The organism is Psychrobacter sp. KCTC 72983, assembly GCF_014280455.1.
In the GTDB taxonomy this organism is placed as follows: Bacteria; Pseudomonadota; Gammaproteobacteria; order Pseudomonadales; family Moraxellaceae; genus Psychrobacter; species Psychrobacter pacificensis.
Window position 1 is genome coordinate 652214 of record NZ_CP060390.1, and the last position, 16626, is coordinate 668839.

The 16626-nt window shown below is 46.4% G+C and carries 12 protein-coding genes and 1 pseudogene; 3 read left to right on the forward strand and 10 right to left on the reverse strand.

From position 1 onward, the window contains the following. Positions 1 to 162: 162 nt before the first annotated feature. Positions 163 to 1539 (forward strand): bifunctional UDP-N-acetylglucosamine diphosphorylase/glucosamine-1-phosphate N-acetyltransferase GlmU, encoded by a 1377-nt coding sequence (gene glmU, locus PSBA01_RS02715; protein WP_186474985.1) that lies wholly within the window; start codon positions 163 to 165, stop codon positions 1537 to 1539. 183 nt (positions 1540 to 1722) lie between these two features. Beyond that, complete coding sequence (gene glmS / locus PSBA01_RS02720) at positions 1723 to 3567, forward strand: glutamine--fructose-6-phosphate transaminase (isomerizing) (RefSeq protein ID WP_186474986.1); 1845 nt, start codon at positions 1723 to 1725, stop codon at positions 3565 to 3567. 219 nt (positions 3568 to 3786) lie between these two features. On the opposite strand, the gene PSBA01_RS02725 is transcribed toward glmS, so the two are convergent. The 3 genes and pseudogenes from PSBA01_RS02725 to fmdA all read right to left on the reverse strand — a co-directional run bounded on the left by PSBA01_RS02725 (position 3787) and on the right by fmdA (position 5427). Beyond that, entirely contained in the window at positions 3787 to 4080 is a 294-nt protein-coding gene (locus PSBA01_RS02725) for a hypothetical protein (RefSeq protein WP_267448537.1), read from the reverse strand. Positions 4081 to 4083: 3 nt separating this feature from the next. Beyond that, positions 4084 to 4137: pseudogene (locus tag PSBA01_RS13435) on the reverse strand (hypothetical protein); the annotation flags it as partial. A gap of 36 nt (positions 4138 to 4173) precedes the next feature. Then, positions 4174 to 5427 (reverse strand): formamidase, encoded by a 1254-nt coding sequence (gene fmdA, locus PSBA01_RS02730; protein ID WP_186474988.1) that lies wholly within the window; start codon positions 5425 to 5427, stop codon positions 4174 to 4176. A 267-nt stretch (positions 5428 to 5694) separates the two neighbouring features. On the opposite strand from fmdA, the gene truC reads away from it, so the two are divergent. Then, a complete protein-coding gene (truC, locus tag PSBA01_RS02735; RefSeq protein WP_416383511.1) occupies positions 5695 to 6468 on the forward strand; it encodes a tRNA pseudouridine(65) synthase TruC in 774 nt (257 codons plus the stop codon). A 973-nt stretch (positions 6469 to 7441) separates the two neighbouring features. Here the strand turns inward: truC and PSBA01_RS02740 are convergent. From PSBA01_RS02740 to PSBA01_RS02770, 7 genes are all read right to left on the reverse strand, one after another. Then, positions 7442 to 8260: a sulfite exporter TauE/SafE family protein gene (locus PSBA01_RS02740; protein ID WP_186474989.1), complete on the reverse strand. Its 819-nt coding sequence runs from the start codon at positions 8258 to 8260 to the stop codon at positions 7442 to 7444. A gap of 66 nt (positions 8261 to 8326) precedes the next feature. After that, positions 8327 to 8830, reverse strand: coding sequence for a flavin reductase (locus tag PSBA01_RS02745; protein ID WP_025646795.1), 504 nt, complete (start codon positions 8828 to 8830; stop codon positions 8327 to 8329). A 103-nt stretch (positions 8831 to 8933) separates the two neighbouring features. Further along, positions 8934 to 9962: a methionine synthase gene (locus PSBA01_RS02750; protein WP_186474990.1), complete on the reverse strand. Its 1029-nt coding sequence runs from the start codon at positions 9960 to 9962 to the stop codon at positions 8934 to 8936. Between the two features lie 72 nt (positions 9963 to 10034). Further along, complete coding sequence (locus PSBA01_RS02755; RefSeq protein ID WP_058025067.1) at positions 10035 to 11027, reverse strand: DUF1852 domain-containing protein; 993 nt, start codon at positions 11025 to 11027, stop codon at positions 10035 to 10037. Between the two features lie 263 nt (positions 11028 to 11290). Next, positions 11291 to 11809: a hypothetical protein gene (locus PSBA01_RS02760; protein WP_058025066.1), complete on the reverse strand. Its 519-nt coding sequence runs from the start codon at positions 11807 to 11809 to the stop codon at positions 11291 to 11293. A gap of 202 nt (positions 11810 to 12011) precedes the next feature. Next, positions 12012 to 15107, reverse strand: coding sequence for an efflux RND transporter permease subunit (locus PSBA01_RS02765; protein ID WP_186474991.1), 3096 nt, complete (start codon positions 15105 to 15107; stop codon positions 12012 to 12014). Further along, positions 15104 to 16447: an efflux RND transporter periplasmic adaptor subunit gene (locus PSBA01_RS02770; protein ID WP_186474992.1), complete on the reverse strand. Its 1344-nt coding sequence runs from the start codon at positions 16445 to 16447 to the stop codon at positions 15104 to 15106. Before PSBA01_RS02770 ends, PSBA01_RS02765 begins: the two co-directional genes overlap by 4 nt. Between the last annotated feature and the right edge of the window lie 179 nt (positions 16448 to 16626).

Here is a 16626-nt window from a genome sequence, read left to right on the forward strand (position 1 = left end):
ATGTTCAACACGCCCTACTTCGGTTTAGCCATCTTACGTATTTGATTTTGCTTGCTTAAGTTTTGGGTATTCAAGTTACAAAGCTTGCACGTCATAATTTTTTTTGTGCAAGTTTTTACGCTATAATTCAACATTATATTTTGTTACATTTGTAGGCTTATTATGACATCTCCTCTTTCTGTGATTATTTTAGCGGCCGGTAAAGGCACACGTATGCAGTCGGCAAAGCCAAAGGTTTTGCAGACCCTAGCTGGTAAGTCATTATTGGCTCATGTATTGGATACCTGTCATCAGCTCACTGTTGATGAAACCATCATTGTCCATGGTTTTGGCGGCGATCAAGTAAAGTCAGAGATTACCAACCAATATACACAGTCGACGTTTACTTGGGTTGCGCAAACTGAGCAATTAGGAACAGGTCATGCGGTCAAAGTAACATTGTCTGATTTACCGAAATCAGGGAAAAGTCTCATTCTGTATGGTGATGTGCCATTGGTCAGCTGCCAGACATTAGCTGCTTTAAAAGCTGCCAATACTGATGGTATGTCTATGCTGACGTTGACTGTCGATAATCCGTTCGGGTTGGGTCGTATCAAACGTGACCAAAACGGCAACATTGAAGCCATCGTTGAGCAAAAAGATGCCAGTGCTGACGAGCAAAATATTAGAGAGATCAACAGTGGTATCTATTGCGTAGACAACGCCCTACTGCATAAGTATTTGCCAGAGCTCTCTAACAATAACGCGCAACAAGAATATTACCTCACTGACATCGTCAAAATGGCCGTCGCTGATGGTATTACGATTGCGGCGATTGAGCCTGAGCATACGTTTGAGATTGAAGGGGTTAATAACCGCCAACAACTCGCAAGCCTAGAGCGCACGTGGCAACGCAAGATAGTCGCCGACCTACAAGAAGCAGGCGTTCAATTTGCCGATCCCACGCGCGTGGATATTCGCGGGTCATTGACTGCCGGACAAGATGTGTTTATTGACGTCAATGTGGTATTTGAAGGCGACTGCACTTTAGGCGACAATGTCTATATTGAAGCAGGCTGCGTCATCAAAAACGCTCAGATTGGTAATGCTTGTTATATTAAGCCTTACTGTGTGATTGATCGCGCTGACATCGGAGCTGGTGTCGACATAGGACCTTTTGCACACCTGCGTCCTGATACGGTATTGTCTGACAACAGCAAAGTCGGTAACTTTGTTGAAATTAAAAAATCAACAATCGGTCAAGGCAGTAAAGTAAATCACCTAAGCTACATCGGTGATGCAACTGTCGGCACAGGCGTCAATGTCGGTGCAGGTGTCATTACTTGTAATTACGACGGTGTCAACAAGTCGCAGACCATCATTGGAGATAATGCCTTTATTGGTTCCAATGCAAGCCTAGTCGCGCCAGTAACCATCGGAGACACGGCTACCATCGCTGCAGGTTCTGTCATTACCAAAGACGTTGATAGTAGTGCTTTAGCATTTGGCCGAGCTCGTCAGGTACAAAAAAACGACTTTCAACGACCGACTAAAAAATAACTGATTTATCGAAAGTTTGATCAATCGCCGTCATTCTTGAGTAAACCTAAGCAGTACGGCAAACTTGGTGGTACTGCTTCATCATACTTTTGAGCTAATAACTGAGCATTGGTAGCTAACGACACTTACTAGTCTTGTACCATCATATATTGAATTATTAAAAAACAAATTTAAGGAAAAGCCATGTGTGGAATCGTTGGCGCAGTTGCTGAACGCAATATTGCGAATATCTTGCTTGAAGGTCTTAAGCGTCTAGAATATCGGGGCTACGATTCGGCTGGTTTAACCGTCATTCGTGATGGTGAATTACATCGTGAGCGCCAAGTGGGCAAGGTTCAAGCCTTGGTCGATGCGGTTGAAGCCAGTACCGATTTTTTTGATGGGCATATTGGTATCGCTCATACTCGCTGGGCCACGCATGGCGAACCTGCACAGCGCAATGCACATCCGCACGTATCTGGTAAGATTGCCGTCGTTCACAATGGTATCGTCGAAAACTACGCTGAACTCAAAAAAGAGCTCATCGCTAAAGGCTATGAGTTTACCTCACAGACCGACACCGAAGTGGTGGCGCATCTGATTCATGACATTTATGAGCAAACCAATGATTTGCTAGAAGCGGTACGCGCAGTGATTCCTAAGCTGCATGGTGCATTTGCTTTAGGCATCATTCACGTGGATACGCCAGATGAGCTGGTCGCGGTACGTTTAGGCTCGCCTTTAGTCATCGGTGTTGGTATTGGTGAAAATTTTATCGCCTCAGATCAGCTGGCACTACTGCCAGTCACCAACCGCTTTATGTACCTAGAAGAAGGCGATATTGCCAAATTGACCCGTGACAGTATTAAAGTCTATGTCGATGGCGAGGAAGTCAGCCGCGAAGTGCATGAAATCGATGCCAAGCAGCATAATGCTGACAAAGGCGAGTTCAAGCACTATATGCTCAAAGAAATCTATGAGCAGCCAGATGCAGTCGCGCGTACGCTTGAGATGGCGATTGATAACCGCCAAGCATCAGCCCTGCGTGATGACTTTTTAGCACGCAATGAAGCGCAATTATCAGGCGTACAGCATGTACAAATCATCGCTTGCGGCACTAGCTATCATGCGGGGATGGTTGCTAAATATTGGTTTGAGAGCTTGATGCGCCTATCCTGCTCTGTTGAGGTTGCTAGTGAATTCCGCTATCGCAATCCTGTAGTACTCGACAACTCGCTGGTGATTTGTATCTCTCAGTCTGGTGAAACAGCCGATACCTTATCAGCCCTGCGTGAGATCAAAAAACAAAATCCAGCAGGACTGGTTAGTCTAGCACTATGTAACGTGCCTACCTCCTCCTTGGTTCGCGAGACAGACATATTCTTGCCGACCCTTGCAGGTCCTGAGATTGGTGTAGCATCGACCAAAGCTTTTACCACCCAGCTGGTCGCACTCATGCTATTGGTCTTAAAAACAGGCGCAGTGCAGCAGCGTATCGACAGCGCAAACCTAAGCATCTTACTTAGCGAGCTACAAAAGCTGCCCGGTCAACTCTATGCCAGCTTGCACCTTGATGCTCCGATCAAAGCGATGGCGGAGCACTTTGAAGATAAGAAAAGCTGCTTATTTTTAGGGCGCGGTCTACAGTTCCCTATCGCTCTAGAAGGCGCATTGAAGCTCAAAGAAATCTCTTATATCCACGCTGAAGGTTACGCCGCAGGTGAGCTCAAACACGGTCCGCTAGCGCTTGTTGACAAAGACATGCCAATCGTCGTGCTGGCACCCAAAGACAGTATGCTCGATAAGCTCAAAGCCAACATGCAAGAAGTACACGCCCGTCACGGCGAGCTATTTGTCTTTGCCAGTGAAGATAGTTACATCAATGCTGAAGACCGCCTACATGTAGTATATGTTAAAGCAGTTTGCGAGACGCTTGCTCCTATCGTCTACAGCGTACCCATACAGCTACTGTCTTACCATGTGGCTGTAATGCGCGGTACGGATGTTGATCAGCCACGTAACCTTGCCAAGTCTGTGACGGTGGAATAACAGTGATTACTCGCTGACCGTGTGTGTCTGCGAGTAATAAAGTATCATACTGAGTAATAAAGTATCATACTGTTGATTCCATTATTACCCCCTGCTAAAGTTGATGTAACTTTAGCAGGGGTTTTTTATGGTCTTAGAAGTAGGCAAAGCGGCTTGAGTAACGCCGAACAAAAACAGATTATTTATGATCAGCACAGCTCAAGAAACCCTAGCAAACCTCTAGTGACTGATCATCCATGGCCTTTGACCAATAAAAGTTTTTGTGCCGTCGTTATTGATTAAGGTTCGACTGCTTTTACTCATTGACGCATCAGGAAGGAGCAATTTATTGCTCCTTGATAGCGCATGTTCTATTTGACTGCTTTTTAGTGGTGCATGTTGCGCACGCTCGTTGCACGCACACGCCTGCCTTTTATGGCTATCCATATTTAAAAAGCTAGGTGCAACAACGATGACCTGCAGGCACGGTATCTGGCATTCAGGGCAAGGTCTGTTTTCTCCAGAGTCACTCATCTCTACCAATTCATGAAATAAACCATGTTTTTGACATTTATAGTCGTATATGGGCATCACAAAATCTCCATATTTCGTATTATCGGGTAGACTCTATTTTTCAAAAGGCTTAAGTTGAGGCGGGTTTTTGGCCAATGGTAAATCTGCTTCGTCTTTTGGCTGACGCTTGGGCATTTCTCCGCCTGGATTGATATCAAAATCAAATATCTCTGTCGGTAGCCATAATGTTGCACAAGCATTGGGCACATCTACCACACCGCTAATATGTGCCTGTATAGGCGCGCAGCCTAACAGCGAATAAGCCTGTGCGCCGCTATAACCAAATTTTTTCATGTACTCAATTGCATTGAGAACGGCTTGCCGATAGGCGACATTAACGTCTAGATAATGCTGCTTGCCACTTTCATCGACCGAAATACCTTCAAAGATCAAATAGTCTTTATAACTTGGGGTCAATGGGCTGGGTTTAAAAATTGGGTTTTTGATTGCGTATCTTTCCATGCCATCTTTGATAAGCTTGACACGCAAATGAATCCAGCCCGCCATCTCAATCGCCCCGCAAAAGGTAATCTCACCATCGCCTTGACTAAAGTGCAAATCACCGACAGACAGTCCTGCTCCTTCGACATATACGGGGAAATACACCTTCGCGCCTTTCGTTAAATCTTTGATATCGCAATTGCCACCATGCTCACGCGGCGGTACGGTGCGCGCCCCTTCTGCCGCTGCTGTTTCTTTGTCATCACCCGTCATTCTGCCCATGTGCGCCGTTTTTGCAAAGGGCAAATTACACAGTGCTGGGACGCGATCAGGTTCGGTATCGTACAACTCTTTTTCGCGTCTATTCCATTCATCCAGCATTTTTTTGGAAGGCAATGTGCCAATTAGCCCCGGATGAATGATGCCAGCAAACTCCACGCCAGGAATATGGCGCGACTTGGTATAAATACCATTAAAATCCCAAATAGATTTTTGTGCTTCAGGAAAATGCTCCGTCAAAAATCCGCCGCCATTTTGCTTAGAGAAAAACCCATTAAATCCCCACTCGCTTCCTGCCAAAGTACCAATATCGAGAATATCAACTTCTAGTAAATCTCCTGGTGCAGCCCCTTCTACACCAATAGGTCCGGACAAAAAATGAACCTGTGTTAGGTCTACATCCCTCACATCCTCCGCGCTATCATTATTTAATATCTGTCCCCCAGTCCAGTCAAAGCACTCCAAAATGAAATCTTCTCCTGGTTTGACGGTCGCTGCCATCGGTATATCAGGATGCCAGCGGTTATGTATGTTTTCATTATCATAAGGGGATTGGGTAAGATCAACTTCAATGAGAACTTTAGTCATAAGACACCTTTAGTAATTAATGAATTTTAGTTTGCAATTTTATCGATGCAAACTTAGTGCCAACATTTGTCATTAACACTATCAATCATAATACCTAAGGCGCGAAATCTAAAGAGGCGTTTCTTGAAATGGCGTATTATTTTGAACGCAGCTATTTGATAATGGAATATTCGATAATGAAAAAAGGGCGCTGTACTAGGTTTTTGCATAGTCAAACAGAAAAACATCAATAGCTGATATCATTACCATATCGTCAATATGAGTAATATGAGTATGGAAATCCAAAGCAGTGTTGCAAACGACATAGACATCATCTACGAAGATGAGTATTTGGTCGCAATTAACAAAGAAGCGGGGCTGCTGGTGCATCGCAGCTGGCTGGATAAAGGCGAGGCGCGCTTTGCCATGCAGCTGACCCGTGATACGGTTGGCTGCCATGTGTTTCCCGTACATCGCTTGGATAGGCCGACATCGGGCGTATTATTATTTGCCAAAAGCTCAGCGGTGGCGCGCACCTTAACTGAGACGTTTACTGCGCATGAAGTGTCCAAGCAATATCTGGCAGTCGTGCGCGGCTTCATACCAGATAAAGGCACGATTGACTACGCACTCAGTTTTCAGCCCGATGCGATTGCGGATAAGTTTGCCGATTGGGACAAGCCTGCTCAAGAGGCGGTAACTCACTGGCAATGCTTGGCACAGATCGAGCTGCCTGTCGCAGTTTCAAAAAAGCACGATACCAGCCGCTATAGCCTTGTGCAATTGACCCCTGAAACGGGACGCAAGCATCAGCTGCGTCGGCACATGAAGCATGTCTTTCACCCCATCATCGGTGATACGAGCTATGGCGACATACGGCACACGCGATTTTTTCGCACCCAATATGACTGTATGCGGATGCTGCTACATGCTCAGGCGTTGGCGCTCAATCACCCGATTACGGGTGAGCCATTATTGCTAAAAGCAGGATTGGACGATCAATGGATGGGTATCTTAGAAGCGTTTGCTTGGGTGGAGAGTGCTAAAGCTTATCTAAAGTAATCAGTGAAAGAAGCCAGAATACGGCTGTTAAAGGTTTGTTTCCCTAGTGAGGACTCGAAAGCTAAGGTGCGAGCTAATGATGTCAAAGTTTTGAATTATTGTGATACCTGTAGTGCACTTCATGGTGTACTTACCGTAAGTATTCTGATCATGATCGGTGGGCTATACAGGCGTCGAACTAACCATATTAGATACGATTTTAATAAGCGCATAACTGTTAAACTATTTTTTATGGTGTTACGAAAATAGCTCAATATAGAAGGGAGTTTCGTAAAACAGCTAGTACTTTTACGATAGGTCTAATAATAAATTTCACTTACTTAAGTTCAACTCTTTTTGAATAAGTGTGTTACTAGTTATCATATAGTCATGAAAATCAAAGGGAATTCGTCCCCAAAGTATTCTCATAATATGATTAAAACGGTCACGACATTCGCATGCCTCGTCTTCATTAAATTTCTCTAATATGTAACATTCTGAAGGATGAATTTGGTTTGTTATCAAGTCATTTATGCTATGACCAAGATAGTACAAATCTGCCGCGAACTTTCTGTCCAATACCTCGTTATCTTGTAAGCTTGCACACAATTTAATTAAAAAATATTCTAGACTCCAGTATTTCTCAATATCCCAAATATGCAGTTCATCTAAAGCGTAGTTAAAAGAACTCTCGTCCCAAAAAATATCCTTGCATTCACTATACTTTCTAACAGTCATTATTAACCTCCTGTTTTTCATACTTTCATTGTATATATTCCTTTCTAGTTATATTATAAATACACCTGGATGTTGGTGAATTCATTTTAAGAAACTTCATTAGACTATAACTCAAAAAAAACCAGCTATCTACCCCTTCAAACCTATTAATAGACCACTTATAGTAGATAGTAGACCATTAAATTAGACGTGATTGGCAACATTAGGCACTAGCTTATTCATGAACTTAATCTTTTAAACACACTACTCCAAACCCTCAAAACAATCCTTTATAAAGAAAATAAAGTCCCACTACGAATAACAATACCGAAAAGCACTTCTTTAACAGTGGCGGTGAGAGCATATGAGCAACTTTTGCCCCAACTTTAGCGGTAAAAAAGCTCATACTCGCAATGCCCAAAAAGGCATAAATATGCACAAAGCCAATGGTATTAGGTACATCAACTTGCTGCTGCATACCAAAGAACATAAAGCCGAGCGCACCAGCAATGGCAATAGGCAAACCACACGCCGCCGACGTGCCTGCCGCCTTTTGCATAACCACATTATAACGGGTAAGATACGGCACCGTTAAGCTGCCACCGCCAATACCAAAAATGGCCGAAGCCACACCAATAATACCACCTGCCGCAAGTTGCTTGGGTTTAGACGGTAATACCACAGGCGTATGACTCGCATCACTCATATGTGTACGTCTTTTACCAGCGGTAAACATTCTATAAGCGACCCACAGTAAAAACACCCCGACAATCAGCTGCAGATATAACCCTGATATTTGCCCTGCTATCCCTGCTCCCAAAAAACACCCTAGCGCCAAACCAGGTGCTAGATTTTTAAAGACCGGCCACATGACGCCGCCCTTTTTATTATGCGCCATCAGCGAGCTGATCGAAGTGACGATGATGGTCGCAAGCGACGTCCCCAAAGCCAGATGCATAATGGTATCGGCATCGTAGCCCATTTGGGTAAAGACAATAAATAACAGCGGTACGATAATGGTGCCACCGCCCACGCCGAAAAGCCCGGCCGCAAACCCTGCTAGTGCACCTATGATTAAAAAAATGAGTAGTTCCACGGGATAGTGTCTTCTTATATAGATTTATTTTCTGAGCAAGTGCTCTATATTAATGCCAGTTATGACTTATACAAGCTCAACTTGACCGACGTAATGATAAGCACGGTTAAAATACACTAAACTCTCATCTTGCCCGCTTGGGGATTCTGGAGGTTTGATAGCGACCACTCGGCACATCAGCACACTATGCGTACCCACTTCTTGAATGTGCTCAATCTCACAATCAAAGCTCACTAGCGCATCTTTCAGGATAGGCGCGCCTGTCACAAGCTCAGTCCAAACTCCTTGCTCGAAGCGCTCATCTGAGCTTAGTTTAGAAGCAAAAGCATTGGATAAGTGTTCATGCTGGGCACCAAGCACATTGACGCTCAAGACTTTATTATCCACAAAATGCCCATGTGAGCGAGCGGCTTGATTCATACATACCAGCAGTGTCGGCGGTGTATCAGTGACGCTACATACCGCCGAGGCAGTAAACCCATGAGTGCCTGACGGACCATTGGTGGTGATCACATTGACCGCCGTGGGCAATAGCGCCATGGCATCTCTAAAATCAGTGGCTTCAATCATATCTTTTATCATTACTGCAATCCTGAGAAACGTTAAATCTATAAGTACCTTGTTAACTGAGGCCACTCATAAGCTTAAACAAGACAAAACTTGTTAAGTTTTGCTAAACGCTCAGCTCTTGCCGCACGATTGCCGCACCAGCGCTCAGCGCATGTAGCTTGCCGCGTGCCACCTCACGAGACAACGGCGCCATACCGCAGTTGGTCGAGGGATACAGCTTGTCCGCATCGACAAATTGTAAGGCCTTGCGTAGCGTATCGGCTACCTCCTCAGGAGTTTCAATATCATTAGTGGCGACATCGATTGCACCAACCATGACTTTTTTACCGCGAATGAGCTCTATCAAATCCATGGGCACATGCGAATTTTGACATTCTAATGAGACGATATCGATATTGGACTGCTGCAGTTTAGGAAAGGCTTGCTCATACTGACGCCACTCTGATCCCAGTGTCTTTTTCCAGTCGTTATTGGCTTTGATGCCATAACCATAACAAATATGCACCGCTGTTTCACACTTTAGGCCTTCGATAGCACGCTCCAACGTAGCGATACCCCAGTCGTTGACATCATCGAAGAATACATTAAATGCAGGTTCATCGAACTGAATGATATCCACGCCTGCTGCTTCTAGTTCTTTGGCTTCCTGATTAAGAATCGTCGCAAACTCCCACGCCAGCTTTTCGCGACTTTTATAATGATCGTCATACAGCGTATCAATCATGGTCATCGGCCCAGGCAATGCCCATTTGATCGGCTTGTCAGTATGCTTACGTAAAAACTTGGCATCTTCTACAAACACAGGTTTTTGGCGGCTCACGGCACCCACCACTGACGGTACGCTGGCATCATATCGATTGCGGATACGCACGGTTTCGCGCTGGTTAAAATCCACGCCGTCTAAGTGCTCAATAAAGGTAGTGACAAAGTGCTGACGGGTCTGCTCACCGTCACTGACGATATCGACGCCTGCTTGCACTTGCTCTTGTAGCGATACTAGCAGCGCATCCTGTTTTGCCTGAAGCAATTCTTCACCGTCAAGTTGCCACGGCGACCAAATTTTTTCAGGTTCTGCCAACCAAGAGGGTTTTGGCAAGCTGCCAGCGGTCGATGTTGGTAATAATAAAGTCATGTCGTATTATCTTCTCTATTTCAGATGTCTCTATTTTAGGTGTTATAGCGTGCGCTTTTATATTTGGATTTTTTAAGCGACGTTCTCGTTTACAGCGTAATTGGCCGCCCATGCTTCAAGAATATCTTGGTAAGGCTTGATAAAATGCGTTTCGGTAAATTTGCCTTGCTTGACCGCCATCTGACTACGCTCTTCACGGTCATAGACAATCTGCGTGAGCGAATAGTCTTGGTATTTTAGGCTTGGCTGATAGACCTGACCTGCGCTTGAATTGGCATTATAAATCTCAGGGCGATAAATCTTTTGGAACGTCTCCATGGTGCTGATCGCGCTGATCAGCTCAAGGTCGGTATAGTCGCTGGTCAAATCGCCCGCAAAATAAAACGCGAGTGGCGCCGCGCTGCCCTCAGGCTTAAAATAGCGCACGGTTAAGCCCATTTTGTGAAAATAGTCGTCGGTTAAGGAGTACTCGTTTTGCTGATACTCAACGCCCAGCACAGGGTGCACATTGGTGGTGCGGTAATAGGTCTTGCTGGTTGAGACACTCAAGCAAATCACAGGCTGTTTGTTAAAGTTGGCTTTGTAGGCCTCTGAGTTCAATAAATATTGAAACAATTTGCCGTGTAAGTCGCCAAAGTCGTCAGGCGCTTTGGCATTTGGATTTTTGTTAAAGTGCTCTAGCAGTACCACGCTAAAATCATAATCACGCACATAAGAAGAAAAGCTGTTGCCGACCATACCATTGATGCGCTTGTTTTCTTTGTGGTCCACGATGGTGGTTTGCAGCATCTCAATCACAGGGAACGCATCGCCATTGCCTTCGATATCCATGTTGGCAGACACGATGTCCACTTCGACCGAATAACGATCGGCATTGGGGTTATCCCAATGTGCCAGCGCGTTAAAGCGGTTGTTAATCATGGTCAACGCTTTACGCAGATTGTCTTCACGCTGCTCGCCGCGCGCCAGATTGGCAAAGTTGGTCGTCATGCGCGTGCTGCTGGCAGGCTGATAGTTTTCATCAAAACGAATGTGCTTGATTGAACATGCAAAAGGCTTAGTCATGGTGATTCCTACCCTACAAATTGAGATAACACTGAATGTCTGTATGGGTGTATTTAAGCAAATCTTTAACATGAATAAAAACGATATAAACTTAGTATAAGATGAATTTTATTCATGTTAAGAAAATGACCTGCTTGTTTTTTTGAATAAAGTACATCTCTATATATAAGAAACCCCAAGATAACAGCACTGCTATCTTGAGGCTTAAGTCTTTACGTATGAAAACGCTCAAATATATCGGTCACTAAAAACCTTGCTCTTCGCTACACCCCAAACCCACAGGTAATGCTGTTGTCTTTTTTATCAAAGGTTAAATGCTTGTAGCCCTCGCCCGTCACTTGATAGCCACTACTGTCGTTTTTGGTTACGGTGTTAATATCATGTTTATCAACAGGCAGCGTGAATTCACTGCGTAGCGACTGTGGGTTATTGGCAAAATACAGCTTTAAATGCGACCATTCAAAACCGCTGAGATATTCAATTTTTGAGAGCTGTTTACCAAAGGCGGTCGCGTTATTTAGCGTGTAAGTGGTGATGGTTTCGTCCAAATGCTCCAGTTGCTCCTCATCAGACGAATTGTAAGGTTTGATACGTGTATCGGTATCGATAATCGATTGCTGATAAGGTATGGGTAAGCTGCTGGTTGTCGGGTTAGGATAATCACAGCCTTTTTGCATGGATTTGAGATATGGGGTCCAGTCGGTACTGGCTGCCTGCCGCGTTGCACAACTGGTTAGTGATAAGGCGGCGACCATACTGAAAATGATGGCAGTTAGCGTCATGAGTGCCTCCTAACGACAAATCATAAGATATTGTTTGATAATGTCATTACTATAACGCATTGATATATCAGACAATTAAACGATAAGTAAAAAGGCATACACGTTCTATAGCAGTTTGGTTGTGAGATGTATCAAAAAACCCCATACGTGGTAGTCACGTATGGGGTGTATTATCATCATGATGACTGTGTATTGCAGTATGTTAAATATGTGGTCTTCTCTTCTTCCCATGTGGCACCAGCCATTTGGCAAACCATCCTGACACATCGTCCATCAACGTATAAACAACTGGAATGACCACCAGACTGAGTAGCGTTGAGGTCACCAGCCCGCCCAATACGGCGGCCGCCATCGGTCGCCTAAACGTAGGATCGGCATCACCCCAACCAAAGACCAGGGGTAACATGCCTGCACCCATCGCAATGGTGGTCATGATGATAGGCCGCGCACGCTTGCGACAGGCATCCATAATGGCCTCAAAACGCGCCAGCCCGCGGCGCTGAGCAATCAGCGCGTAATCGACGAGTAGGATTGAGTTTTTGGTTGCGATACCCATAAGCATAATAAAGCCAATCATCGACGGCATCGACAGACTACTATTGGTAATGACCAAACCCACAAACGCGCCGCCTATCGATAACGGCAGTGCCATCAAAATGGTAAATGGCTGTAATAAACGGCCAAATAATAAAATAAGAACGCCTAAGATACAGACCACACCCACCGACATCGCAATGATAAACCCACTAAACAGCTCCGCCATATTTTCGGCTTGACCTTGATCAATGATGGTAATCGAAGGCGGTAATTGCTGCATCGTTGGCACGGATTTGACCGCTTGTACTAGATCACCTAGCTCGCCATCTGCTGGTTGCACTGTGATGCTAATCGCACGCTCCCGATCCAGCCTGCTGATCTGCGCAGGCCCTGTCCCAAAGTCTAGCGCCGCCACTTCGCCCACCCGTACCCCTTGCCCAGCAGGTAGGGTACTTGGCACATATAAGCCTTCTAACTGACTGACGTTTTGCTTGGCGACATCGGGTAGACGCACCACGATAGGAATCTGACGCGTATCAAGATTGAGCTTAGATAAACGCTGCTCATAGTCGCCAACAGTCGCCACACGCAACGTGGTCGCAATGTCTTGCGTCGTCACCCCTTTGTCAGCCATTGCTAGTCTATCTGGCGTCACCGTGAGCTCTTGACGCGGCAAACTGCGATCACTGGTCACCGCGCCTGCACTTGGCAAACCTCGTATCTCAGTCATGATTTTTTGTGCAGTCTGCTCGAGCAATTGGGGATTGGTACTGGTTAATGAAAAATTATAACCACTCTCCCCGCCGCTCGATAGTCCAACGGTAAAGCGAGCACCGGGTACTTCGGTCATGAGCTGGCTAATTTTACGTTCGATCTCTTGCTTGGTACCTCGTTCTGCACGTGGGGCAAGTACGATATCTAAGCCCGCGATGTTTTCAGCTTTACCGCCACCACCGTCCGACGCACCCATCGACGCCTGCGCCTCCCCTACCGAGGTAAAGATATTGGTCACTTCGGGCATGGCCAAGATACGCTCACTGGCCATCGCTGCCACGCGCTCGGTATCTTCGAGCGCCACATCTGGCGTCAGCTCAATCTCAACACGCGTCTGATCGATATCATTGTCAGGAATAAAGGAAGTTGGTAGCAACTTCACCAGCATCAATGAAGCGACAAACAGCACCAAAGTTGCGCCGATGGTGATCCAGCGTTGTCGTAAGGTCCATGAAACAATCTTAAGATACCAATCCATCAGCGCGCTTTGTTTTTCCACGCGATTTTTTTCTGGTCGCAGTACGTAAGCTGCCATCATCGGCGTGATCAGTCGCGCTACCATCAAGGACGCAAATATCGATAAAGCCGCTGTCCAGCCAAACTGACGGAAGAACTGCCCAACAATACCGCCCATAAAGGCCGTCGGCAAAAACACAGCAATCAAAGTAAAGGTCGTAGCAACCACTGCCAGACCAATCTCATCAGCCGCCTCCATCGCCGCTTCATAAGGGGTTTTACCCATACGCAAATGTCGTATGATGTTTTCGACCTCAACGATCGCATCATCGACCAGTACGCCAATGACGAGTGATAAGGCCAGTAAGGAGATAATATTGAGACTAAAGCCAAAGAGATACATGCCCAAAAAGGTAGGAATCACCGATAAAGGTAAAGCAACAGCGGCGACAATGGTCGCACGGATATTACGCAGGAATAAAAATACGACGACGACCGCTAAAATGCCACCTTCGATCAACATCCGTAGAGAGGCTTCATAATCCTCAGCAATGGGTGTCGCTCGATCATAGACTTTTTCGATACTAATATTGCCAGTATCAGCGGTCAGCTTGGCAAGCTCATCATCAACCAGCGCCATGACATCGACCTCACTGGCACCGCGCGAGCGAGTGATATTAAATGCCACTACTGTTTTACCGTCAAGCTTAGCAATAGAGCTTGGGTCAGCGGCGCCATCAGTGATTTGTGCCATCCGTCCGAGCGCTTGCGTCCCGCCAGTGGGAACTGCGACTTGTACATCGTTAAGCTCATTCGCTCGCTCAACGGCGCCAAGGACACGGATCGTCTGCGTGGTTTTACCGACCTCGGCTTCACCGCCTGAGCTGTCCTGCTGAATCCCAGCGATTTGCTGCGATAGCTGAGAGATAGGAAACTTTAAACCACTGAGCGCAATCGGGTCCGCTGCTACGGTGATCTCACGCTGCAGGCCACCGATACGGCTAACGGTACTGACACCAGGGATATCAGATAACCGCTTAGTGACCGTATCATCAACGAACCAAGACAGATCTGCCACATTCATGTTTTCTGCGGCGACAGAATAAGTCACCACCGGAAACCCTGCGGTTGAGACCTTAGTGATAATCGGATCATTGGCCGCGGCTGGCAGATCCCCTCGCACCTCACCGACGGCTGAGCGCACATCATCAACCGCTTCTTGGATGTCTTTTTCTAGGACAAACTCAGTGACCATGGTGGCAGCGCCGGTTTGTAGGGTGGTGCGAATATGCTTGACACCTTCGATACTGGTCAGCTTATTTTCGACTTTCTTGGCAATGTCGTTTTCGAGCTGGGTAGGTGCCGCGCCAGGCAGGGTGACGGTCACCACCACGGCAGGCAAATCAATGTCAGGGAACTGCTGCACCTTCATTTTCATAAAGCCATAAATACCCCCTAATGTCAGGAGCACAAATAGCAAGATTGCGACGAGCGGATTTTTGATCGAATAAGCGGAGACGTTTAGGCTCATGATTGTGCCTGCGCTGCTGTATTGACGGCGGTACTGCCTTGGCCCACACCATTAACGATACGCACCAAATCGCCATCGTTTAAAAAACTACCGCCTTGCTTTACGATACGGCTGTCACTTGGCAATGGCTCTGTGACCGCCACACTATCGCTGAGACGCTCACCCAAACTCACACGCTGCTGCTTGATACGGCCTATTTTTTGCGCTGCGTGGTCGGTGCGGATTTGTGTGACCATCATCACATAGTCATAACCGTCGTTACTGACGATAGCGCTATTAGGAATCGTCTGAGTGCTGGCACTACCGAGTAGGAACTCGCCTGTCTGATACATGCCAGCGCGAATTTTTGAATTAGCCGCGAGGCTCGCATAAATCGTGATTTGGCGATTATTATCTGCCGTCGGTGCGATACGGTTCACCTGTCCCATCACACTATCATCACCGGGTAGAGCGACTCGTACAGGTGTACCAATATTGATATCGCCGACAAGCTTGGGATCTAACTCAGCGCGCCATTCCAATATGCCGTCTTTGATAATCGTAAACAATGGCTCACCACCTGCAACTTGTCCAACCTCGATCATTTTTTCACTAATAATACCGCTGACAGGCGCAACTACTGTGGCATTATCAAGGGTCAAACGCTGATTGCTTAAACGGGCTTTGGATGCTTGCAACGCTGCGCGGGCACGCACCTCAGAGGTGCGATAGCGATCGGCTTCTTGCCTACTAATGGCATCGATGTCTATCAAGGGTAGGACCCGTGCGGCATCGGCACTGGCATTGGCAAGGGTGGCTTCTGCCTCTGCCACATCGGCCTCAGCTTGCAGCACTTGCTGCTCCATCGCATCGGTATCAAACATGGCGAGCACTTGCCCCGCTCTCACGCGGTCGCCCTCTTCGACCAATACACGCTCGATGGCCACACCACTGACTTTTGCACTGACACTAGCGATATCTTTGGCGTTGATGGTGCCATCAGCGCTAAGTGTGCGACCGATATCATCTTGGCTTGGGTTGACGGTTTCTACTGACAAAACAGACTGCTCCGTACTCGCAGTGCTATCAGCTTCATTGCCACCTGCCACACCACTAGAGGCGACTGGCTCCTCTCGTAACTCGTCTGCACTACTACCCCAATATCTACCAAGCATAACCCCAATCACCAGCACCGCAACCAATGCTGGCAACAACCATAGTGGCATTTTTGCAGGAGAGTTTTTAGATGAGGCATCAGATTGACGATACGGTGGTAGCTCAGCGTGTTGAGGTGTCTCAATATTGGTTTGCTGTCCGCTAGTCGGTTCTTGCTTATTATCAGGGTCTTTAAAGTCACTCATAGTCGGTCTCTATAAATAAGCACAGTACTCGCTAGCGCCGTAAAAGGTATAAAGGAAACAAAGTGGGGCAGGCAGATCTTGTTGATAGTCGCTTTTAATATTGTAGACTAACGCTCAATGGGGTCAATCCTGTTAAGTATCCGCATAGTCAGCCGCCGACCCAGCATAAGATGCTGTTA